Here is a 22,078-nt window from a genome sequence, read left to right on the forward strand (position 1 = left end):
CCCTGCAACCCGCATCGGGTGACCGTTGCCCCGGTGACCTGCAACACCCCTGTTTGCGCGCAAGCCATTGGGGTATCCCGATGACGCGGCACATTACCCATGACGACTCGGGTGCACGAGGGCGCTGCCTAACCGAATTCAGCGTTGTGGCGCTGATTGCTGGCGCTTTGGCCGTGTCGGCTGTGTTGTGTCTTGCGATTTACGTGGTGCTGTGATGACGGCTGTCTTGCAACTCCGCGATCTGACGCTTGGATACCCTGATCTGACGCTGTTCCGTCGCCTGTCCATGGATATTGAAGCCGGCACAACTCTGGCCGTTCTGGGGGCCAATGGGTCGGGCAAAAGCACGTTTGTGAAGATGCTGCTGGGTCTGCTGGATCCGCTTTCGGGCAGCATGAACTGGCCCAATGGCCGCCCCGGCGCCATCGGCTATTTGGCGCAAATGACCGAGTTTGACCGCCGCTTTCCCATCCGCGTGCGCGATCTGGCCGCGATGGGGGCCTGGCGTGGGTTTGGCTTCCGATCCGGTCTGGACCGCGCCGCGCGCGACCGGATGACCGCAGCACTGGACGAGGCCGGGGTTCTGGACATCGCCGACCGTCCGCTTCACATGCTGTCGGGTGGCCAGCTTCAGCGCGCCCTGTTCGCGCGTGTCATCATGCAGGACGCCCCTTTGATCCTGCTGGACGAACCCTTTGCCGCCGTTGACCAAAGCACCGAGGCGCATCTGCTGACGATCATCCGCCGCTGGCGGGATGAGGGCCGCGCCGTTGTGCTGGTCGTGCATGACCTGTCATCGGTTCTGGACCATTGCAGCCATGCCCTGCTGTTGGGCGGGCAAGAAGCGACCCATGGTCCGGTGAATGACGTCCTGACGCCCGACCGGCTGGTCGCGCAGGGGTATCTGTCCGAAAGTCAGGCCTCGTGGATGTTCCGTGGAAACCCTTCAGCATCGGAGCATGCCCGTGTTTGATCTGCTTACCGAAATGTGGAGCTTTGCCTTCATGCGCCGCGCCTTTGTGGCGACCACCGTTCTGTCGGCCTCGGTCGCGCCGGTGGGGGCATTCCTTGTCCTGCGCCGCCTGTCACTGGCGGGTGAAGCCATGGCCCACGCGATTACGCCCGGCATCGTCATCGGGTTCGTGACGGCGGGTCTATCGGTCATGTCGCTGTTGGTCGGCGGGCTGATTGCTGGGGTCGGGGTGGCCATCCTTACGGCTTTGCTTGCTCGCCGGACGATCCTGCGCAGCGATGCCAGCCTTGCCTCGCTGTACCTGATCGCCTTGGCCATAGGGATATTCATTCTATCCGCAGCCGGGTCCGCCGTACCGCTGAAAAGCTTCCTGTTCGGTTCGATCCTCGGGATTGACGATGCGTCGATGATGCTGGTGGGTGGGGTCGCGACCGTGACGTTGGTGGCCTTTGCTGTCCTGCTGCGCCCCTTGATTGTCAGCACCTGCGACCCGGTGTTTTTCGAAACCCAGACGCGCCGCCCCTGGCTGGTCGATCAGGGCTTTATGCTGCTGCTGGTTCTGAACCTGCTGGCCGCGTTCAAGACGCTGGGCACACTTATGGCTGTCGGCCTGATGATCCTGCCCGCAACCGCCGCGCGGTATTGGGCAAGCACCATCACGGCACAACTGGTTCTGGGCTTCATCTTTGCCCTGTCCAGCTGCTGGATCGGTCTGACCCTGTCCTACCTGTTCCCCGACACGCCATCCGGCCCGGCCATCGTGCTGGTCGCGGGCGGGTTCTTCCTGTTCTCGGCCATCTTCGGGCCGCTTGGTTTTGGCGGACGGCTACGCAAACCGTCCGTTTCAAAAGACATCCCCGTTGCGCAAGTTCCACAAGAAGAGAGAGCTCAATGACTCTTATTAAATCGCTCTATGCCGGTATTGCCACGGCATCCCTCGCTTTGGTTGCCCTGCCAGCCTATGCAGGCGAAGACCACGTCAAGGTCGTCGCCAGCTTCTCGATCCTCGGCGACATGGTCGAAGAGGTCGTGGGTGATCTGGCCGATGTGACCACAATCGTTGGCCCCGATGCGGACGCGCATGTGTATCAGCCGTCGGTTGCGGACGCCAAGGCCGTGGCGCAGGCGGACATCATCTTTGTCAACGGTCTGGGCTTTGAGACATGGTCCGACACGCTGATCGCGGAATCGGGCACCGAAGCCACCGTACATGTCGCAACCGACGGCATCACGCCGGTCGAGGTCGACGGTGCAATTGACCCCCACGCCTGGAACTCGCTGTTGAACGGCGTGATCTACGTGACCAACGTGGCGGACGCGATGAAAGACGCCATGCCCGAGCATGCGGATGAAATCGCCGCCAATGCCGACGCCTATATCGCCAAGCTGGAGGCACTGGATGCCGAAACCAAAACCAAACTTGCGAACCTGCCCGCAGACCGCCGCACTGTCGTCACTGCCCATGACGCGTTCGGCTATCTGGCGGACGCCTATGGCATGACCTTCCTGGCCCCGGTCGGTATCGACACCGAAGCCGAGCCTTCCGCCAAGGAACTGGCCGTACTGATCGAGCAGCTGAAAGCCGAAGGTGCGGCAGCTTTGTTTGTTGAAAACATCACCAGCCCTGCTCTGGTCCAACAGATCTCGGACGAAACCGGTATTGAGATCGGTGGTCGCCTGTTCTCGGACGCCCTGTCCGAGCGTGGTGGCCCGGCCACAAGCTATCTGGCGATGTTCCAGCATAATCTGGGCACGCTGCTGACGGCGCTGGAAACCCAGGGCGCGAGCTGATCATACCCGGTCGAGGCGGTTTTCAAGCCGCCTCGCACCACCTCGGGCAGGTTGCAACCGGTTGCAGCCGCGTCGCAATAGTGCATAATCAAGCCCAATGATTATCGCGACCCGATCCACACCCCACCCGCATGAACGGTACGCCCTGTGAGCGTGACTTTGAAAGATGTTGCGGCGCTTGCCGGGGTGTCCCGATCCGCCGTTTCGCGCACCTTTACCGAAGGGGCCTCGGTCTCGGCCAAAACGCGCAGCAAGGTTGAGAAAGCGGCGCGAGAATTGGGGTACAGCCCGAATGCGCTGGCCTCGTCGCTGACGACCGGGCGGACCAAGCTGATTGGCCTGATCTCGAATAACTTCCATAACCCGATATTTCTTGAGGTGTTCGACCAGTTCACCCGCGCCCTGCAGGAACGTGGGCTTCGGCCTTTGATCGTGAACCTGACGGATGAGACCGAGCCTGCCAATTCCGTGCGAATGCTGCGTCAGTATTCAGTTGATGCGGTCATTGTCGCGTCATCAACCCTGCCCCCCAGTTTTGCCAAGGCGTTCCACGATGCGGGCGTGCCGGTGGTGCATACCTTCGGACGGTCGGCGACCTCGCCCGAGGTGCATGTGGTCGGCATCGACAACGTCGAATGCGGGCGCATGGCGGCGCGCGAACTTGTTTCGCGCGGGTACAAGCGCGTCGGCTACCTCGGTGGGCCAAAAGATGCGACGTCGGCCATGGATCGGTATCGGGGGTTCATCGAGGAAACCGACCAGCATCCCGACCTCGACGTGTCGCATTCTTTCGCGGATAATTACTCGTTCGAGGCGGGGCGCGCGGAAATGCTGCGCCTGCTGCAAGGCAAACCCGCCGAAGGGTATTTCTGCGGCGACGACATCCTGTCTATCGGCGCGTTATCGGCGTTGAAGGATCACGGGCTGAAGCCGGGGCAGGACATCGGAATCATCGGCCTGAACGACATGGAAATGGCCCGGTGGGAAAGCGTCGATCTGACCACCATTCACCAACCGATCAAACAGATCATCACCTCATCCGTTGATCTGGTCGAGGAGATGCTGAAAGAGCCTCAGAGATACCCTGAGGCCCGGATTTTCCCCTGTCGGGTGATCGAGCGGGGCACGTTGCGGCGGCCCCGCCCTTGATCAGCGAAACATTGGCGGGCGGGCGTCTTTCCACGCACCCTGCTCTTTGCCGGACGCGACAGCGGCGTGGACTGCCGCGATAGACCGCACCCCATCCGCAGCGCCGGGCAAGCCGTCGCGCGTCTCGCCCCGGATCGCGTCAGCCAGATCGCAGTAGATATTGGCCACGGCCAGCGGAAAGCCTTCGGGGTGCGCAATCGCCACTCGAGACAGGCGTTGCACTTCATCGTGCAGCCCGCCCTCGCCCTTTTCGATGATCTGGGTGCGCCCACCGACAGGCGTGTAAATCAACTGGTTCGGCTGCTCGGACGCCCAGCGCAACCCACCGGTTTCGCCGAACACCTGAATGTCGAACCCGTGCTGCCGCCCGATGGCAACGGATGAAGTCCACAGCCGCCCGACCGTGCCGCCTTCCATCCGGAAATTCACCATCGCGTCGTCTTCCAGTTCCCGGCTGGAGATGGTCGAGGCCATATCGGCGGACAAGGACTTCACCTCGTCATCGCAGATGAAACTGGCCATATGCAGCGCGTGGATGCCACAATCCGCGAATTGGCCCGAGACACCCGCCATCGCCGGATCGTAGCGCCAGCGCACGCGCGGGTTGTCGGCATCCGTGGCATCGCCGTGGTGCCCATGGCTGAAATTGGTGACAACCAGACGGACCTTGCCAATATCACCCGCCCGTACCATGGCGCGGGCCTGACGAACCATCGGATAGGCCGAATAGCAATAGTTGACCGCGCAGATCTTGCCCGAGGCTTCTGCGACGCGAACGATCTCTTCGCCCTCTTCCACTGTCATGGTCATCGGCTTTTCGCACAGCACGTTGAACCCGGCTTCCAGAAACGCCTTGGCGATCTCGAAATGGGTCGAGTTTGGCGTGGCAATCGTCACCAGATCGACGCGATCGTCGCGGTCTTTCTCCCCTGCCAGCATCTCTTGCCAATTGCCATAGGCGCGGTCGGCAGCAATACCCAGCCGTTGCGCGTATTCACGGCCTACCTCGGGCCGATGATCCAGCGCGCCTGCGGCGAATTCGAACATCCCGTCCGCCTGCGCGCCCAACCGGTGGGCGGGCCCGATCTGGCTGCCTTCGCCACCACCGATCATGCCCCATTTCAGCTTTGCCATGGTCTTGGTCTCTCTATCGATTGTATCGTTAAGCGATCAGAAATCGCTGATGTTTTCCCACTGCCGCTGGTCCGATGAGGCCAGTGCCGCCGCCAGCACCCGGTTGACCTGATGCCCGTCGCGGAATGTGGGCCAGATCGCTTCGCCTGTGTGGATAGCCCGCAGGAAATCCTTGGCCTCGATGATGATCTGATCCTGATAGCCGGTGCCGTGGCCGGGTCCCTGACAGAAGGGTTCGTAATCCGGATGTGCCGGGCCGGTCAGGATTTTGGTGAATCCCCGCTGCGCCTCGGGCCCTTCGCGCCGATAAAGCCATAGGGCATTCTGATCTTCCTGATCAAAGCGGATCGCGCCTTTTGTTCCCGAAATCTCATAGGCATAGCCCATCTTCCGCCCCGTCGCGACGCGGCTGAAATAGAGGTTCCCCATCACGCCATTTTCAAACCTGCACATCATCTGCGCGTGATCGTCATTTGTGACCTCTCCGCCGGGGCGGGTGCGGTGCACGGTTTCCACATCGGCCATGACCTGCGCAATTGGTCCGATCAAAGCCATCGCGCCGTTCACCATATGCGGGGCCAGATCACCGATTGTTCCATTGGCCATCCCCGTCGTGCGCCATGTGGCGGGGGCTTGCGGGTCAGCATAGAAATCCTCGGTATGCTCGCCCCGAAACCAGGTAACATTGCCAATCTCGCCCTCGGCGATCAACTGGCGGGCGTACTGGCTGGCAGGCGTGCGGATATAGTTGAAACCGACCATATTTACGGTACCCGCAGCCTCGGCAGCGTTGACCATCGCCTGACTGTCCTCAAGCGACGCACCCAGCGGTTTTTCGCACAAAACCGGCTTGCCCAAAGCAAAAGCTGCCTCGGCGATCTGGCGATGGGTTTCCTGCGGGGACGCGATCACCACAGCCTCGATCTTTGGGTCCTCGACCAAAGCGCGCCAGTCATGGGTCGCGCGCTGAAACCCATAGGCTTCCCGATACCGCTCGGCGCTTGCTGGCGTGGACGCGCAAATCACCTCAAGCCGAGGTCTGAGCGCCGTGTTGAACACCGCACCAACGGCGGACATGGCAACGGAATGCGCCTTGCCCATATAGCCGCCACCAACGATTCCAATTCCGATTTCAGGCATCTGTCACGGCTCCGAACATATCATTTGCAACCGGTTGCAAAATCAGTATCGTGTGAATCGATTCAACGCAAGGTCCAAACTTTGCCGACGCCCCTAAGCCGGAGGAATATGACGTGAGCGCTTTGATGGACGGTATCAAAGGGAACCGTTTTGCAGTTTTCGGGCGTGCTGGCATGGACCTGTTTGCCGATCCCATCAACGTCAAAAGCGAAGATGCCGAGACGTTCCACGCCGATCTTGGCGGATCCTCGGCCAATATCTGCGCGGGTCTGGTCAAGCTGGGCAGTCAGGCATCGCTGGTCACCTCGGTCTCGGATGACGCAATCGGGCGTTTTTGCCTGAACCGGCTGCGGCATTACGGGGTGGATACGTCCTATATTCGCGTTTTGGGCGGCGAATATCGCACTTCTCTGGCGTTGTATGAAAGCCGGACCGAGAACTTCCAGAACGTCATCTATCGCAACGGGGCCGTCGATTTTCAGGTGACCGAAGATGACGTGGACCGGGTCAACTATGGGGAATTCTCGGCTGTCCTTTCCGCCGGAACGGTATTCGCCTCGGAACCTTCCCGAAGCGCCACGTTCCGCGCTTTTGACAATGCACACAAAGCCGGGTTGCCGGTGATCTTCGATGTCGATTACCGGCCCTATAGCTGGCCCTCACCCGAGGTGGCCGCCGATGTCCTGTCCCGCGCCGGAGAGGCCAGCGACCTGATCGTCGGCAATGATGAAGAATTCGGTTTCATGGCCGGTGGCATCGAAAAAGGGTTCGACAAGGCCCGGGAACTGGCCTCGAAACCGGGCCGGGTTGTCATCTACAAGATGGGCGAAAAGGGTGCCGTGACCCTGACCGACGGGCAAGAGATTCAAACAGGCATCTTCCCGGTCGATGCGATCAAACCCGTTGGCGCGGGTGACAGTTTCATGGCCGGTCTTTTGGCCTCGATCGCTGCTGGCGCGTCGCTGGAACAGGCGGTCCTGCGCGGTTCAGCCTGTGCGTCCATCGTGGTTTCCAATCCCGGCTGCGCCCCCGCCATGCCCACAACCCCGGAACTGAATGCGTTCCTTGCCGATCATCCCGGCCCGACCACATAGGAGTTTCCCATGCATATCGCGCCCTATGACAACCAGAACAAACCCATTGTGGATGCCGACGATCCGACGGTGCCGCTGAACTATTTCAACATCGTCAAACTGCGCCGTGGCGAGGCGTTCGAATATCAGGTACCGGGGTATGAGACCTGCATCGTGCCCGCCACCGGCAGTGTGGATGTAGATGTCGAAGGGGCGCATTTCCCCAAGCTGGGCAACCGGGGCGAGGATGTCTGGGATGGCGAGCCCGAGGGCGTTTACGTTCCGGTCGGGGCCAAGGCACAACTGGTCTGTGTATCGGACGAGGCCGAGGTTTTCGTCGCGGGCGCGAAGTTCGACAAGGTGCTGGATCCGTTCGACGTGCGCGAACATGACCTTGTGCAATATGGCAGCGATGACACCAAAACCCATCGTAAAATCAAACACATCCTTGGCCAGAAACAACATGACAAGGTTGGTCGCCTGCTGGTGAGCGAGTTGTTCACGGTTGGTCAGGGCGGCTGGTCAGGTTTCCCCAGCCACAAGCACGACACCAACCGCCTGCCGGATGAATCGCGCCACGACGAGACCTATAATTTCCGCTTCAAACCCAACTGGGGCTCGGGCCTGCAAATGCTGCAGCGCGAGGACAACGAGCCGGGCGATGCCTACCACATCGTCGATGGCTCGACGATCTGCATCGACAAGGGTTATCACCCCTGCTGCGTGCTGCCGGGGTATGAGATGTATTACTTCACCATCCTCGGCGGTCTCAGCCAGCGGTCTCTGGTGCAGTATTTCCAACCAACACATGCCTATCAGATCGAAACGATTCCGGGCATCAAAGACATGATCGCGAAGTTCAAATGACCCTCGTCACTCTGAAAGACGTCCTGCAACCGGCCTACGAACAAGGCTATGCCGTGGGCGGGCTTGTGACCCTCGGCTGGGAAGACATGCGCGCCTATGTGGCCGCGGCCGAGGCCGAAAATGCCCCAGTGATCCTGCAAGCCGGACCCAGCTGCCGCGAGCACACCCCCCTGCCTATTCTGGGTAAGATGTTCCGGCATCTGGCCGAGAACGCTTCGGTGCCGGTAGTGGCCCACCTGGATCACGGCTATACGTTTGAGGAGTGCAAGATCGCACTGGACAGCGGCTTTACCTCGCTGATGTTCGACGGATCGCGCAAGCCCCTGCAGCAGAACATCGACGAGACTGCCGCAATTGCCGAGATGGCCCACGCGGCAGGCATTTCCTGCGAGGGCGAGATCGGGTTCGTGGGTTATTCCGGCGGCGAAGGCTCGAACGGGACCGACCCGACCGAGGCTGCGCAGTTCGCCCGCGACAGCGGCGTGGACGCGATGGCGATCTCGGTCGGCAATGTCCATTTACAGCAAAACAAGGAAGGCGGGCTCGACGAAGACCGCATCCGCCAGATCGACGCCATGACCGAGGTTCCACTGGTCATCCATGGTGGTTCAGGCGTGCCGGTCGAACAACGCGCGCGCCTCGCCCGCGAGACCGCAATTTGCAAGTTCAACATCGGAACCGAACTGCGCATGGCCTTTGGTCAGGCCCTGCGCGAGGCCGTGAATGCAGACCCCGACAGGTTCGACCGCGTGACCATCCTGAAGGAAACGCATGACCCCGTCGAGGCTGCTGCTCGCATGGTGATCCGCGCTTTTGGTGCGCCGTCGCAGCGATAGAAGCAAAAAGGCCCCGGAATGGCGGGGCCCGGTATCCAGCAGGCGCTAAGCGTCACGCTCCATGATCCATTCGACCTCGGGGGCCGGGACGAACCGCCATTTTCGCAGCGGCCCGGCCATGACGTTCAGGTAGTACATCTCGAACCCATAGGGCGCGCCGCAGGGGTGGTGGCCGCGCGGGACGGTCACGACGTCGCCATCAGACACCGCCATAGTTTCATCCAACTGGCCGTCATCGGTATAGACCCGCTGAATGCCGAAGCCGTTGGGCGGGTTCAGGCGGTGGTAATAGGTCTCTTCCAGATAGGTGATCCGGGGGTAATCGTCCTCGTCGTGGCGGTGACTGGGATAGGACGACCAGTGGCCGTTTGGCGTGAAGACCTCGGTCACCAGCAGGCTGTCGGCGTAGTCCTCGGCCTCCATCGCTATGTTGTTGATATAGCGCGTGTTTACGCCCTTGCCGCGTTCGGTCAGGGTTATCCCGTCGGGGCCGATGCGACGCGCAGCATGCCCGCCTTTGCCCGGCGCGGAACAGACGGCGATGACGCAGTCGGTTTCTGCCACGGCCTCCCATTCGGTTCCGTTCGGCAGGTACAGGCAATGCGGCGGTGTTTTCTCGAACACGTTCATCCGGTCGCCCAGAACACCCCAATCCTGCCCGGCCCCGGTGATCTGTGCCTTCCCCTCGACCATGACCAGAATGACCTCACGATCCCCGGTGACCTCAGACGCCGTGTCTCCGGCCCGCAAGTGATAGAGACCAAACCCGACATACCGCCACCCGGCGCTGGCCGGGGTGATATCGTGGACCTTGCCGCGCGTGCCGAAGGGTTTCTTGAGCAGATCTGCCATTTTGTTCTCCTTGCGGGCAGCCATTCGGGCCGCCCGATTGTTGTTTCAGGCAGCTTGCCTTTGGTTCAGGGCCGAAAGAGCCTTGGACAGTTGCGCCTCGGTCCAGCCTTCCGCAACAGCTCGGCGCAGTATGTCCGCCTGACTTTCAGGCGCGTTGCCCCCGACCGGAGGGTCCGTGTCCAGATTGGTGGGGAAGGGATAACCCTCAGCGGTGGCCGCAATCGCGGCCTCCAACTGCGCTGCGCCCAACACTCCACGCTGTTTCAAGGCGACGAGGGACGGAAACACCGCCAGCGACATCGCTTGGCGATCCACTGCTTCCATCGCGCGCCCAAAGGCCGAGGAGATTTGCAACAGGTTCGCCATACGGTGAATATCGGCGCTGCTGTTTTCGCCCGCCGCGTGGAACAGGGCCGGGTTGAAGAACACCGCGTCGCCCTTTTCCAGTGGGAGCTGGATATAGCTGTCCTCGAAATGCGCCCGGTGGGCCTCATCATGGAAAGCCAGGTAGCCCGGCGGGTAGAGCTGCGAGAACGGTAGCAGCTTGGTCGGACCGCTTTCCACCGGCATGTCGCAATGCGCAACCGCCCCCTGCAGCGTCAGCGAGGCTGTCACCAGATGGGCATGGGCCGGGTACCGGGCCGTGCTGTCCGCACTTTGAAACCCAAGGTGATAGTCCCGATGCGCCTGTTGCGCCTTGCCACCGGGACGCACCTGATTGATCTGCGCCGTCACCTGATAGTTCGGCCCAAGCCATGCTTCACAAGCCGCCGAGATCGCCGTGTTCCCGAAATAGAGCGCAAACCCCTCCGGATCGCGCAGGCACTGTTTTTGCAAGGCGTTCCAAATCCGGTCATTCGCGCCTGAGGCGGCGAAATGATCACCCTCACCCGCCCCGCTTTGGCGTTCTAGTTCGATAATCTGACGAAACACATCCGTCGCCCGATCAATGATCGAGGTATCCGGATACGCCCCTTTCAAAGCGATCACACCGGCGGATTTGTCCAGAACCCAGCCCCATTCCGCCAGCAAAGCCCGGCGTGTGTCAGGTTGTTCCAACATCGGACGCAGCGCCTGCATGTCATAGACGGGCACGTTCTTTTCGACGGAGGCCGCAAAAGGCACCGTTTCAGCCAAAAGGTTCTGAGAGGTCAACACCTTGAATTCATCCAGATCACAGGATTCCCGGTCGAAATAGCCGACATATCCAAGCTGTTGAGTCACCATGACAGTCTCCTTTCTCATGGCTTTTGGTGTTGCCCTTTGGGGCTGGGTGTTACGCCGTGATCTCCAATCCCGCCCGTTTGCAGACCTCGACAATGTGGTCGTAGCCCATCTTGGAATACTCATAGGGCGGCGCCTTGGCCGGGTCCTGTTCGGCCTCGACCACAATCCAGCCGTCGTAATCCAACGCTTTCAGCGCGTTTGCGACCGCCTGAAAGTCGATGCAACCATCGCTTGGAACGGTGAAAGCGCCGCCGACCACCGCATCCAGGAAAGAATGGTCATTCTCGCGGGTTGTCTGCACGACCTGAGGGCGAATGTCCTTGAAATGCACGTGATGCACCCGGTCGCCCCAGCGGTTCAGGGTTGCCATCACATCACCGCCGCCAAACAGCAGATGGCCGGTGTCAAAGCACAGGTTCACCTCGGGGCCCGATCCCTCCATCAGCCAGTTCACGTCATCCTCGCTTTCGATGATCGTGCCCATGTGGTGGTGATAGGCCATCGGCATCCCCTGATCGGCCATCCATTTCGCCAATTCGGTGATCTTGGCTGCGTAGGCTTTAACCTCATCCTTCGACAGTTTCGGACGGTGATTGACCGGCGTGCCCATCTGCCCCTGCACGGTGTTCGAGCATTCGGCATAGACAATGCACGGGCTGTTCAGCGCCACGAATTGCTCGACCTGTTCGCGCACCGCCTCACGTTCGGTCGCGAAGTCGTTGACCAGCGACGCACCGGAACACCAACCGCCGCACAGGGCGATGTCGTTGCCGTCGAGATAGGCGCGCAACCCTTCGGTGTCGCCGGGCATCCGCTGGCCGCGCTCAACGCCTGTATAACCAATCTCTCTGGCCTCTTTCAGCGCCTGTTCCATGGTATAGGCCGCCGTCAGGTCGGGCAGATCGTCATTCTGCCACGCAATCGGAGAGATACCGATCTTCACGCTCATTTCGTGTTTCTTTCCTTGATCGCAACTTCATATGCCGCGCGTTTTTCGTTCACTTCGGGGCGGATTGAGACCTCGGGCACGGCTACTTCCCACCACGTGCCGCCATATTCGGTCGACGGGTACGGATCGGTATCAATGACCACCACGTAAGGTCCTTTGATGTCGCCCCGTTTGGCCAGTGCCTCTTCCAATTCAGCAATTGAACTCACCTTGACCGAGGTCGCCCCCATCGCCGCCGCATGTGCGGCAAAGTCGATGGCCGAGGGCGTCTCATGCACCGCGTGATCCAGAAGGTTGTTAAACTCGGCCCCGCCAGTGCCCATCTGCAAGCGGTTGATACAGCCAAATCCACGGTTGTCGGTGATCACCACGGTGAACGAGATACCCATCATCGCGGCAGAGGCCATTTCCGAGTTCGCCATCATATAGGTGCCGTCGCCGGTAAAGCAGATCACGTCGCGCTCGGGCTCGGCCATTTTGATGCCCATTGCGCCTGCGATCTCATACCCCATGCAACTGAACCCGTATTCCATGTGATAGGCGCCGGGGCGCGGGGCCTTCCACAGCTTGTGCAACTCACCGGGCATTGTTCCGGCGGCGCACATCACGACCGTGTCGTTATGCGAGGCCCGCTGAACCGCGCCAATCACCTGCATGTCGGTGGGCAGAGCATTCCCGTCGCCGGGCGCGTCGGTCAGTTTGTCGACCTTGCCGAACCAATCGGCTTTCAGGGTATCGGCCACTGGATCGGCGCTGTAGCCCTGCAAGCCTGCGCCCAGCTCTTGCAAACCCACGCGCGCGTCGGATTGCAATGGCATCGCCCCGTGCTTTTCGGCGTCATAGGCGGCGGTGTTCAGGCAGATCATCTCGCGTTCGGGGTTCGAAAACAGGCCCCATGACCCGGTGGTGAAATCCTGCAACCGCGTACCGACCGCAAGGACCAGATCAGCCTCGGCGCAGACATCGTTGGCCGGCTCTCCACCGGTCACTCCAATGGGCCCCAGATTCAATGGATGGTCCCAGGCCAAGGCTGATTTGCCCGCCTGCGTTTCAGCGACGGGGATGTTGTGGGTTTCAACAAAGCTTTGCAATGCATCGGTCGCGCCCGAGTAATGCACCCCGCCCCCGGCCACGATGACCGGACGTTTGGCCGTTTTTATCGCAGCAACCGCGCGGGCCAATTCACCCTCGTCCGGGCGGATGCGGCGCTGATACCAGACGCGTGGCTCAAAGAAGCTTTCGGGGTAGTCATAAGCCTCTGCCTGCACGTCCTGACAGAAGGCCAATGTCACCGGGCCGCAATCTGCCGGGTCGGTCATGGTACGGAAGGCGCGCGGTAGCGCGGTCAACAGGTGTTCGGGGCGCGAGATGCGGTCATAGTACCGGCTGACCGGGCGGAAACAGTCATTTGCGCTGACCGTGCCGTCGCCGAAATTCTCGATCTGTTGAAGCACCGGGTCCGGGCCGCGCGAAGCAAACACATCGCCGGGGATGATCAGTACCGGCAGTCGGTTCGCATGGGCCAATGCCGCCGCTGTCACCATATTCGTGGCCCCCGGCCCGATGGACGAAGTCACGGCCATCGCCCGCGTGCGGCGCATCTGCTTGGCATAGGCAATCGCGCAATGGGCCATGGTCTGTTCGTTGTGACCACGATAGGTGGGCAGGCTGTCCTTGACGGCGTGCAAAGCCTCACCCAGACCCGCCACGTTGCCATGGCCGAAAATGGCCCAGACACCAGCGATATAGGGCTCTCCGGCCTCATTCATCTGCGCCCCGAGATAGCGCACCAGAGCTTGCGCCGCGGTCAGTCGGACTGTCTTGCTCATCATGATCCCTTTCAACACGAAGCCGCCATGGGCTTTAGGTCGGTTTTCACATTTCTGAAGGTTCCAGGCCACCCAATCTGACCTGTGATTTATGTGTGGCCTTGCACCACTGAATGATCGGGCACCCCGCATGTCTGCGGGGCACCCGTGTTTTAAACGGTCCCGCCCAGCGAACCTTCCAGTTCGGCCAGTTCCTGACCGCCAGCCATAAGGTCCTGAAGTTCCTCAGGCGTGATCTCACCCCGTTTGGCCGTGCCCAGCGTCTGTCCCCGGTTCAACACGGTAAAGCGGTCGCCCACCGCCAACGCGTGGCGGACGTTGTGGCTGATGAACACGACGCCCACACCCTGACTGCGCACCTTGTCGATGGTCGCCAGAACGTTCGAAGTCTGACGCACCCCAAGGGCCGAGGTCGGCTCGTCCAGAATCAGGATCTTCGCACCGAAATGCACGGCGCGGGCAATCGCAACTGTCTGACGTTCCCCACCCGACAGCGTGCCGACGGCCTGATCCGGGCCACGCAGGTTGATGCCCATCTTGCGCATCTCTTCCATGGTGATCTCATCCGCCAGTTTCTTGTCGAAGAAGTTGATCCCGGCCACTTTGCGTGTCGGTTCATTGCCCATGAAGAAGTTGCGGCTGACGCTCATCAACGGGATCATGGCCAGATGCTGGTGCACCGTGGCGATACCCGCTGAAATGGCGTCACGCGGGTCTTCGAAATGCATCGGCCTGTCTTCGAAGAAGATCTCACCGGCGGTTGGCTTGTGCACACCGGACATGGTTTTGATGAAGGTCGACTTGCCCGCGCCGTTATCTCCCAGCAGGCAATGGCATTCCCCCGGTTTCAGGTCGAAACTGACGCCAGCCAGCGCGATCACCGAACCAAAGTGTTTCTGAATGTCGACCATACGGATGATCGGCTTTTGCTCTTGCGAGTCGCCGTGGTGGAATTTGGTGTCTTCGGTCATCTCAGCGTTCTCCTGTGATGATGCGACGAATATAAGTGTTCAGGATCACCGCACCCAGCAGGATCACACCCAGAAACACCCGGAACAGCGAACTTTCGACGCCTGCAAAGAACAGCCCCTGCTGCACCACACCAAAGATAAGCGCACCCAGCGCCGCCCCCAGAACCGAGCCATAGCCGCCGGTCAGCAACGCGCCACCGATGACCACGGCGATGATTGCCTCGAACTCTTTCAGCAGACCACGATCCGCGCCGGCCGAACCGAATTCCATGACCTGACAGGTCGCAAATACGGTGGCGCAGAAGGCGGTGAACATGAACATCAGGATTTTCACCTTGTTCACTGGCACACCCGAGTTTCGCGCGGCCTCGGCATCGCCACCGGCCGCAAAGATCCAGTTGCCAAACTTGGTTTTGGTCAGCAGCACATGGCCAAAGATAATGATGACAATCGCCCAGACGATCAGCATGGGGATACCGTCAACAACAGGTTGACCGGCGCGCGTACCGCGTTCGAACGTGGCGATAATGCCGTTGTCGCCCAGCCAGACGAACAGCCCCTGCAGAACTTTCCCACCAAAGATCGGGGCCAGCCAGTCGCCTTCTGCCGCGTCGCGGATACCGCCGATGATGGTCTTGTTCTCGAAGGTTTGCGGCAGATAGATGGTAAAGCCCCGCAGCACGAACAGCGCCGCCAGCGTCACGATAAAGCTGGGCAGCCCGGTGCGGATCACGATCCAGCCGTTAAAGGCACCGATCAGCATGCACAGAATGAAAGTCACAATGATCGAGATCCAGGCGGGCCAGCCCAGGATCACCAGAAAGATGGCAATCATCATGCCCGAAAAGCCGATCATCGAGCCGACGGACAGGTCGAATTCACCCGCGATCATCAACAGGCACGCGCCGACGGCGATAATCATGAACTGAGCGGACACGGTGCCCCAGTTCATCACGCCCTGCGCGTTGAACATGCCGGAATCAGCGGCGAATAGAAGAAAGAAGGTAAAGACTGCGACGGTTCCAACGATCCCGCCCAGCTCGGGGCGGATCAGCCAGCGGCGCAGCGCGGACATTTCCTTGACGCGTTCGTCAGCGACTTGGGTGGTGGACATGGGGTGCCTCCACGATTTGAAAGGTGCGGATTGAAGTCAGGCGGGTGGCGCGCCCTGGCGCCACCCGGTTGGGATCAGCGGTATTCGCCCGCGTGTTCCTCGACTTTTTCAAGGGCGTCTGCGGTCACAAAACCGGGGCCCGAGTTGATGTTGTTGCCCGGCAGAACGCCGTAGCGATGGTAGTTGGTCAGGATCACAACCGGCAGATACGCCTGCAGGAAGGGCTGCTGGTCGATGCCCCACTGAATGGTGCCGTCCTTGATGCCTTTGACGATTTCCTCACCCAGATCGAAGGTGCCGAAATAGATGTCACCGGCCATGCCGTTTTCCTTCAGCGCCGCCACGGTGGGATCAGCCGACACCGGACCCAGAGTCAATATGCCATCGGTATCCGGGTTTGCGGACAGATAGGCCAGAACCTTGTTCTTGATTTCCGCCGGGTCGGTGCCGCTGTCCAGCATCGCATCGCCCAGTTCAACACCCAGACCATCGGCAAAGCCACGGCAACGCTCGCCCACCGTGGGCTGCTGGATCGCGTGGTTCACGCACAGGAATTTGGTAACGCCGTCACCTTTTGCGCGCTGACCGGCGGCAAGACCGGCGTCATATTCGGGCTGGCCGACATACATCAGCGCTCCAACCTCGCGCGCCTGATCCGGCGTGCCGGTGTTCATGATGATAACGTCAATGCCCGAGTCCACGGCAGATGTGATCGGACCTTTCAACACGTCATAATCGGCCAAAGTGGTGATGATCCCGTTCGGCCCCGAGGCCGCCGCCTGATCGATGATCCGCGCCATGTCGGCGATGTCGCCGGTGGGCGGGTTGCGATACTCGACCTCGACACCCATCTGATCACCCGCCAGCGCGATGCCGTTCTTGATCGTGTTCCACCAGCTGTCGCTGTCCGGGGCATGGCTGACCAGGATGTACTTTTCGCCTTCCGCCGCAGCGCCCGTGGCCGCTGCAACCGCCACAGCACTGGCCATCAGCACTCGTTTCACAAACTTGTTCATTTGGTTTCCTCCCATAAAAACCGTCTGTTTTTGTCCTGGGCTATCCGCCCCATTCACTCGGTCGGACCGAATCTGTCGTAGCCGGAAGTGGTACCGAGCCGTTTTCAGTTTGAAGAAATTCGCTCATTTTGCAACCGGTTTCAAAATTTCCGCCATTTGGACGGGTGCGCCCGACCGCGCGGATTGCGTTGCCGCTTCGGCCATGGCCAGCGCAGCGACACCGTCATCCAAAGTCACCGGAACCGCCGCGCCCGACGTTGCGGCCTGGACAAATGCATCCCATTCGGCCCGATACGCGGGCATATAGCGTTCAAGGAAAAAGTAGGTAGGCTTGGCCCCGACAACACCGTCCGCCGTCGATTTGATCACCGTGTTTTCCAGCATGTTCTGGGCCTGCAGCAGTCCCTTTGATCCCAGCATTTCGACCCGTTGGTCATAACCATATGCCGCACGGCGCGAGTTCTTGATGACCGCGATCCGACCATCGGCGTAAGTCATTGTGACAACAGCGGTATCAACATCCCCGGCCTGCCCGATCTCGGGGTCCACGACCGAGGACCCGACCGCGGAAATAGAGGAAGGGATTTCCCCCATCAGATAGTTCGCCATGTCAAAATCGTGGATCATCATGTCACGGAACAGCCCGCCCGAAACCTTGATGTAGCTGACCGGCGGGGGTGCAGGATCGAATGAGGTGATCGACAACAGCTCAGCCTTGCCAATCTCACCTGCGTCGGCAGCGGCCTTCATCGCGGAAAAGTTGGGATCAAACCGGCGGTTGAACCCAATCATGACAGGTGGCTTGCGCCCGGCCACAACAGTCTGGCAGTCAAGCGCCCGCTGCAGGTCCAGATCGACCGGCTTTTCGCACAAAACCGCCTTGCCTGCCTGCGTTGCAGCCTCGATCAGGTCCGAATGCGTGTCGGTCGGCGTTGCGATCAGTACCGCATCAATATCCGGGTTATCGATAATTTCGTCCGAGCTTTGCACCTGCGCGCCATGCGCCTCGGCAAGTTGCGTCGCGGCTTCGGCCATTGCGTCCGACACCGCACATAGCTTGCTTTCCGAATGCGACGTAATGGCTTGCGCGTGGACACGTCCGATACGACCAGCACCAAGCAGCCCGACCTTCAGCATGTAATTCTCCCGAATCTTACTTGGCGTCACAATGTTGCTCTTTGCAACCGGTTGCAAGATTTTTTTTCGGGATGCCACGAGGAAACAGGCAAACACAGGCCAAGCGCCTTTTGACGGATGGGAATCACCCGTCGGACTCACGCCTAAGGTTGGCCCTGTTTTGATCAAAGGCCCCGAAAATCGCTCGAATTTTGTGGGAAATCGCAGAAAATCCGACCAGAAAAGGCGATCCGTACGGGAATCCCCCAATATCCGAGGCCTTAGACTTGGGCTAGTTTGAGGTCAGCGGATTACACTACCACTCAGTAACCCCTTACGAGGGGCTGGCCTGACCCCCTCACCCAGCCCCTCACCCTCCCCCAAGGCCAAAAGAAAATGGCGCGTTTGAAACAAACGCGCCAAGTGTCTTGGGGAGAACTTTAAAAAAACTCACGTCATAAAACCAACTGACGCCAACTCATCAATAGGGTCACTTTGACTGATTCTGTGGGGCCGGTCAGTGACCCGGATCACACAAACGAGATTTCGCGCGCGATGGGTCGGTTGCATCGGTTGGAAATGGCGATCCCTGAAGGACTCGAACCCTCAACCTGCTGATTAGAAGTCAGCTGCTCTATCCAGTTGAGCTAAGGGACCGCTGCGCCCTTCTTGCGGTTTTTACGGGCGGGGTTCAAGGCCCAAGCGCATGAAGGCGCTGTTGGGATCATCCTCATAGCCGTAGATCGGGCCGCAATAGGAATATCCCAATGCTTCGTACAGTTTGCGGGCGCCGTCATATTCCGGCAAATGCGCCGCGCCGGTTTCCAGAACCAGCGCGGATAACCCTTCCGACCGGGCGTGTTCCGCAAGATGATCCATCATCGCGCGCGCAAGCCCGCGTCCGCGCGCTTGTGACAGGATGTGCACCGATTTCACCTCGGCCGTTTGGTCCGGCAACAGCTTCAGCGCCCCGCATCCCACCGGTTGATCGCCGTCATAAACGCCCCAAAACCGGATCCCCGACCCGGACAGCGCATCGGCATCCATTGTATGATTGCTTTCCGCAGGGCCAGCCGTTTGGCTATGGGCAAAATGCGCCTCGACCACCGGGCGCAAAGCGTCCGATGTGGGGTCGGCCTGACGAATGTCGATCACTCAGTGCGTCCAGGGGCCGCGCCGGTCGGTGGCGAAGTTCTCGCCATAGCCCCGGGCGCGCAGGTTGGGTTTGCGCTTATGCGGCTCGCTGACCTGCGCCTCGATGCCGTTATCCTTGGCGTATTCCAGCGCCTCTTCCTTGGTATCGAATTTCAGCCGAACCTGAGTCTGCGTGTCATTGGACGAGGTCCAGCCCATCAGCGGATCAACCTCGCGCGCCGAGGCGGGGGCATATTCCAGAACCCATTTGCGGGTCTTTGCCATGCCCGAGGTCATCGCATTTCTTGAAGGCTGGTAAATCCGTGCGCGCATGTCGCCTCTCCGTCCTCACTTGGCTGATCATGTTTATGCGCCACGCGAGCGGCGCGGACAAGTCCGCAATTGTCGCGGGTTTCAGCGATCCGACTGATGCCAGAAACTGTCATCAACGTGGCCTAAAAAGGGTTCAGCTCATGATGAGGATTGCAACTTGATCCACCACGAAAGAACCCTTGAAATCGATGCCCGGCCCGAGGCCAACCGGGCCGTTCTAAGCCGGTTTATGAACACTGACGAATTTCCGCCACAGGTGCAATCGGATCAAATCCCGGACGGTCGGCTTGCGTATTACTGAAAGGCGTTTTCAAAAACCAGATCAGGACTTGCAGTTGGACAAAATAAGAACAAATGTAAGGGCCTGACCTGGAGCCTGCCCATGCCCTATGCCCATTCCGACAAGACCCAACTGACCGCCGAAGACGTCCGCGCCCGCCTGAAACTGGAAGGCGGCAAACAGTTCGTGATGCATACCGAGTTTGCCCCCGCAGGAGACCAGCCGACAGCGATCAGGGAACTAGCCGGCGGCGTTCTCGACGGCGAGCGCGATCAGGTCCTGCTGGGCGCGACCGGGACGGGCAAGACCTTCACCATGGCCAAGGTGATTGAAGAAACCCAGCGCCCCGCCATCATCCTTGCCCCCAACAAGACGCTGGCGGCGCAGCTATATGGTGAGTTCAAGGGCTTCTTCCCCGAGAACTCAGTAGAATACTTCGTGTCCTACTACGATTACTACCAGCCCGAGGCCTATGTGCCGCGCTCGGACACGTACATAGAAAAAGAATCCCAGATCAACGAACAGATCGACCGAATGCGCCACTCGGCCACGCGGGCGCTGTTGGAACGGGATGACGTGATTATCGTCGCCTCGGTGTCCTGCATCTACGGCATTGGTTCGGTCGAGACCTACGGGGCGATGACGCAGGACCTGAAGGTTGGCAATGAGTACGACCAGCGGCAGGTGATGGCCGATCTGGTGGCCCAGCAATACCGCCGCAACGATCAGGCCTTTCAGCGTGGCTCGTTCCGGGTGCGGGGCGATTCACTGGAAATCTGGCCCGCCCACCTTGAGGATCGCGCCTGGAAACTGTCCTTCTTCGGTGAAGAACTGGAACAGATCACCGAATTCGACCCGCTGACCGGTGAGCGCGCAGCAACGATGGAACAGGTGCGGGTCTATGCGAACTCGCACTATGTGACGCCGAAACCCACGATGCAGCAGGCGATCATCGGGATCAAAAAGGAGCTGCGCATCCGGCTGGACCAACTGGTGGGTGAGGGAAAGTTGCTGGAAGCGCAACGGCTGGAACAGCGCACCAATTTCGATCTGGAAATGCTCGAGGCCACCGGTGTCTGCAACGGGATCGAGAACTATTCGCGCTATCTGACAGGCCGCGCACCGGGCGAACCACCCCCGACCCTGTTCGAATTCATCCCCGACAATGCCATCGTTTTCGCCGATGAAAGCCATGTCAGCGTGCCGCAGATCGGCGGCATGTACCGGGGCGACTATCGGCGCAAGTTCACGCTGGCCGAACACGGGTTCCGCCTGCCGTCCTGCATGGATAACCGGCCCCTGAAGTTCGAAGAATGGGATGCCATGCGCCCGCAATCCGTCTTTGTCTCGGCCACCCCCGCCAAGTGGGAGATCGAACAGACCGGCGGCGTCTTCACCGAACAGGTGATCCGCCCCACCGGCCTGCTGGACCCCGAGGTCGAAATCCGCCCCGTGTCGATGCAGGTGGACGACCTGCTGGACGAGGTGCGCAAGGTCGCCGCCATCGGCTTCCGCACGCTGGTCACGACGCTGACCAAACGCATGGCCGAGGACCTGACCGAATACCTGCACGAGCAGGGCATCAAGGTGCGCTACATGCACTCGGATATCGACACGCTGGAACGCATCGAAATCCTGCGCGACCTTCGGTTGGGCGCGTTTGACGTGCTGGTCGGCATCAACCTTCTGCGCGAGGGGCTCGACATCCCCGAATGCGGGCTGGTCGCCATTCTGGACGCGGATAAAGAGGGGTTCCTGCGGTCCGAGACTTCACTGATCCAGACCATCGGCCGCGCCGCGCGTAACGCCGATGGCCGTGTTATCATGTATGCCGACAAGATCACCGGTTCGATGGAGCGCGCCTTGGGCGAAACCAACCGCCGCCGCGCCAAACAGCTTGCCTATAACGAGGAACACGGCATCACCCCCGAGACGGTGAAAAAGAATGTCGAGGACGTTCTGGCCGGGCTCTACGAAGGCGACGTGGACATGAATCGCGTCACCGCCACCATCGACAAACCGATGCACGGTGCCAATCTTGAGGCCCATCTGGACGGTCTGCGCGACCAGATGCGCAAAGCCGCCGAGAACCTGGAATTCGAAGAGGCCGCCAACATCCGGGATGAGATCAAACGTCTGGAAGCGGTCGATCTCGCCGTCGCCGACGACCCCATGGCGCGTCAATGGGCGGTCGAGAAAGCCTCGGAAGACGCGGTTAGGTCGCGTGGGCGGTCAACGGCTGGGAGGCCGGGCCAACGGGGTGGGAATGTGAAGCGGCGGAAGAGGTGATAGCC

Annotated in this window: 21 protein-coding genes and 1 tRNA gene; 9 read left to right on the forward strand and 13 right to left on the reverse strand. The window is 60.3% G+C overall.

Translation table 11 applies throughout. The features are described from left to right. The first annotated feature begins 80 nt into the window (after positions 1 to 80). From ACR0MO_RS08585 to ACR0MO_RS08605, 5 genes are all read left to right on the forward strand, one after another. Complete coding sequence (locus ACR0MO_RS08585) at positions 81 to 215, forward strand: hypothetical protein (RefSeq protein ID WP_480707800.1); 135 nt, start codon at positions 81 to 83, stop codon at positions 213 to 215. Beyond that, positions 215 to 973, forward strand: a complete 759-nt coding sequence (locus ACR0MO_RS08590; RefSeq protein ID WP_170452197.1) for a metal ABC transporter ATP-binding protein — start codon at positions 215 to 217, stop codon at positions 971 to 973. The genes ACR0MO_RS08585 and ACR0MO_RS08590 overlap by 1 nt, the downstream gene beginning before the upstream one ends. Next, complete coding sequence (locus ACR0MO_RS08595) at positions 966 to 1,868, forward strand: metal ABC transporter permease (protein WP_480890723.1); 903 nt, start codon at positions 966 to 968, stop codon at positions 1,866 to 1,868. Before ACR0MO_RS08590 ends, ACR0MO_RS08595 begins: the two co-directional genes overlap by 8 nt. Continuing rightward, positions 1,865 to 2,764: a metal ABC transporter solute-binding protein, Zn/Mn family gene (locus tag ACR0MO_RS08600; protein WP_170452199.1), complete on the forward strand. Its 900-nt coding sequence runs from the start codon at positions 1,865 to 1,867 to the stop codon at positions 2,762 to 2,764. The genes ACR0MO_RS08595 and ACR0MO_RS08600 overlap by 4 nt, the downstream gene beginning before the upstream one ends. A 147-nt stretch (positions 2,765 to 2,911) precedes the next feature. Continuing rightward, entirely contained in the window at positions 2,912 to 3,913 is a 1,002-nt protein-coding gene (locus tag ACR0MO_RS08605) for a LacI family DNA-binding transcriptional regulator (RefSeq protein ID WP_170452201.1), read from the forward strand. Here the strand turns inward: ACR0MO_RS08605 and ACR0MO_RS08610 are convergent, their stop codons facing one another. Together ACR0MO_RS08610 and ACR0MO_RS08615 are read right to left on the reverse strand one after the other, a co-directional pair. Then, positions 3,914 to 5,047 (reverse strand): Gfo/Idh/MocA family protein, encoded by a 1,134-nt coding sequence (locus ACR0MO_RS08610; RefSeq protein WP_170633669.1) that lies wholly within the window; start codon positions 5,045 to 5,047, stop codon positions 3,914 to 3,916. A 36-nt stretch (positions 5,048 to 5,083) separates the two neighbouring features. Continuing rightward, positions 5,084 to 6,187, reverse strand: coding sequence for a Gfo/Idh/MocA family protein (locus tag ACR0MO_RS08615; RefSeq protein WP_480890727.1), 1,104 nt, complete (start codon positions 6,185 to 6,187; stop codon positions 5,084 to 5,086). A gap of 125 nt (positions 6,188 to 6,312) precedes the next feature. On the opposite strand from ACR0MO_RS08615, the gene iolC reads away from it, so the two are divergent. Genes iolC through ACR0MO_RS08630 form a run of 3 tightly spaced genes read left to right on the forward strand, consistent with a single transcriptional unit; the run spans position 6,313 to position 8,963 of the window. After that, complete coding sequence (gene iolC / locus ACR0MO_RS08620) at positions 6,313 to 7,281, forward strand: 5-dehydro-2-deoxygluconokinase (protein WP_170453122.1); 969 nt, start codon at positions 6,313 to 6,315, stop codon at positions 7,279 to 7,281. Between the two features lie 9 nt (positions 7,282 to 7,290). Continuing rightward, a complete protein-coding gene (locus ACR0MO_RS08625; RefSeq protein ID WP_170452207.1) occupies positions 7,291 to 8,127 on the forward strand; it encodes a 5-deoxy-glucuronate isomerase in 837 nt (278 codons plus the stop codon). Then, positions 8,124 to 8,963 carry a class II fructose-bisphosphate aldolase gene (locus ACR0MO_RS08630; protein WP_480625691.1) on the forward strand — a complete coding sequence of 280 codons (840 nt, stop codon included), beginning with the start codon at positions 8,124 to 8,126 and terminating at the stop codon, positions 8,961 to 8,963. The genes ACR0MO_RS08625 and ACR0MO_RS08630 overlap by 4 nt, the downstream gene beginning before the upstream one ends. Before the next feature lie 45 nt (positions 8,964 to 9,008). On the opposite strand, the gene iolB is transcribed toward ACR0MO_RS08630, so the two are convergent. The 11 genes from iolB to ACR0MO_RS08685 all read right to left on the reverse strand — a co-directional run bounded on the left by iolB (position 9,009) and on the right by ACR0MO_RS08685 (position 19,504). Then, positions 9,009 to 9,815 (reverse strand): 5-deoxy-glucuronate isomerase, encoded by an 807-nt coding sequence (gene iolB, locus ACR0MO_RS08635; protein WP_480890730.1) that lies wholly within the window; start codon positions 9,813 to 9,815, stop codon positions 9,009 to 9,011. Positions 9,816 to 9,860: 45 nt separating this feature from the next. Next, entirely contained in the window at positions 9,861 to 11,042 is a 1,182-nt protein-coding gene (locus ACR0MO_RS08640) for a phytanoyl-CoA dioxygenase family protein (RefSeq protein ID WP_480890732.1), read from the reverse strand. Between the two features lie 49 nt (positions 11,043 to 11,091). Further along, positions 11,092 to 11,991: a myo-inosose-2 dehydratase gene (gene iolE, locus ACR0MO_RS08645; RefSeq protein WP_480890735.1), complete on the reverse strand. Its 900-nt coding sequence runs from the start codon at positions 11,989 to 11,991 to the stop codon at positions 11,092 to 11,094. Continuing rightward, positions 11,988 to 13,820: a 3D-(3,5/4)-trihydroxycyclohexane-1,2-dione acylhydrolase (decyclizing) gene (gene iolD, locus ACR0MO_RS08650; RefSeq protein WP_480890737.1), complete on the reverse strand. Its 1,833-nt coding sequence runs from the start codon at positions 13,818 to 13,820 to the stop codon at positions 11,988 to 11,990. Before iolD ends, iolE begins: the two co-directional genes overlap by 4 nt. A 152-nt stretch (positions 13,821 to 13,972) precedes the next feature. Beyond that, a complete protein-coding gene (locus ACR0MO_RS08655) occupies positions 13,973 to 14,791 on the reverse strand; it encodes an ATP-binding cassette domain-containing protein (protein ID WP_170452219.1) in 819 nt (272 codons plus the stop codon). A 1-nt stretch (position 14,792) separates the two neighbouring features. Next, on the reverse strand, positions 14,793 to 15,905 hold the full coding sequence (locus ACR0MO_RS08660) for an ABC transporter permease (protein ID WP_170452221.1): 1,113 nt from the start codon (positions 15,903 to 15,905) through the stop codon (positions 14,793 to 14,795). A gap of 74 nt (positions 15,906 to 15,979) precedes the next feature. Then, positions 15,980 to 16,921, reverse strand: coding sequence for a sugar ABC transporter substrate-binding protein (locus ACR0MO_RS08665; RefSeq protein ID WP_170452223.1), 942 nt, complete (start codon positions 16,919 to 16,921; stop codon positions 15,980 to 15,982). A 123-nt stretch (positions 16,922 to 17,044) separates the two neighbouring features. Then, positions 17,045 to 18,058: an inositol 2-dehydrogenase gene (iolG, locus tag ACR0MO_RS08670; protein ID WP_170452225.1), complete on the reverse strand. Its 1,014-nt coding sequence runs from the start codon at positions 18,056 to 18,058 to the stop codon at positions 17,045 to 17,047. A 559-nt stretch (positions 18,059 to 18,617) separates the two neighbouring features. Continuing rightward, positions 18,618 to 18,694: transfer RNA gene (locus ACR0MO_RS08675), tRNA-Arg, on the reverse strand. A gap of 21 nt (positions 18,695 to 18,715) precedes the next feature. Continuing rightward, positions 18,716 to 19,192, reverse strand: coding sequence for a GNAT family N-acetyltransferase (locus ACR0MO_RS08680; RefSeq protein ID WP_480890740.1), 477 nt, complete (start codon positions 19,190 to 19,192; stop codon positions 18,716 to 18,718). Further along, the gene (locus ACR0MO_RS08685) at positions 19,193 to 19,504 is read right to left on the reverse strand and encodes an ETC complex I subunit (RefSeq protein WP_170452229.1); all 312 of its coding nucleotides are present in this window, start codon (positions 19,502 to 19,504) and stop codon (positions 19,193 to 19,195) included. A 382-nt stretch (positions 19,505 to 19,886) separates the two neighbouring features. Here ACR0MO_RS08685 and uvrB point away from each other — a divergent pair, with 382 nt between their 5' ends. Next, positions 19,887 to 22,073 carry an excinuclease ABC subunit UvrB gene (uvrB, locus tag ACR0MO_RS08690; RefSeq protein WP_170452231.1) on the forward strand — a complete coding sequence of 729 codons (2,187 nt, stop codon included), beginning with the start codon at positions 19,887 to 19,889 and terminating at the stop codon, positions 22,071 to 22,073. Positions 22,074 to 22,078 lie beyond the last annotated feature (5 nt).

The sequence above is a fragment of the Ruegeria sp. K5 genome, from assembly GCF_056531805.1.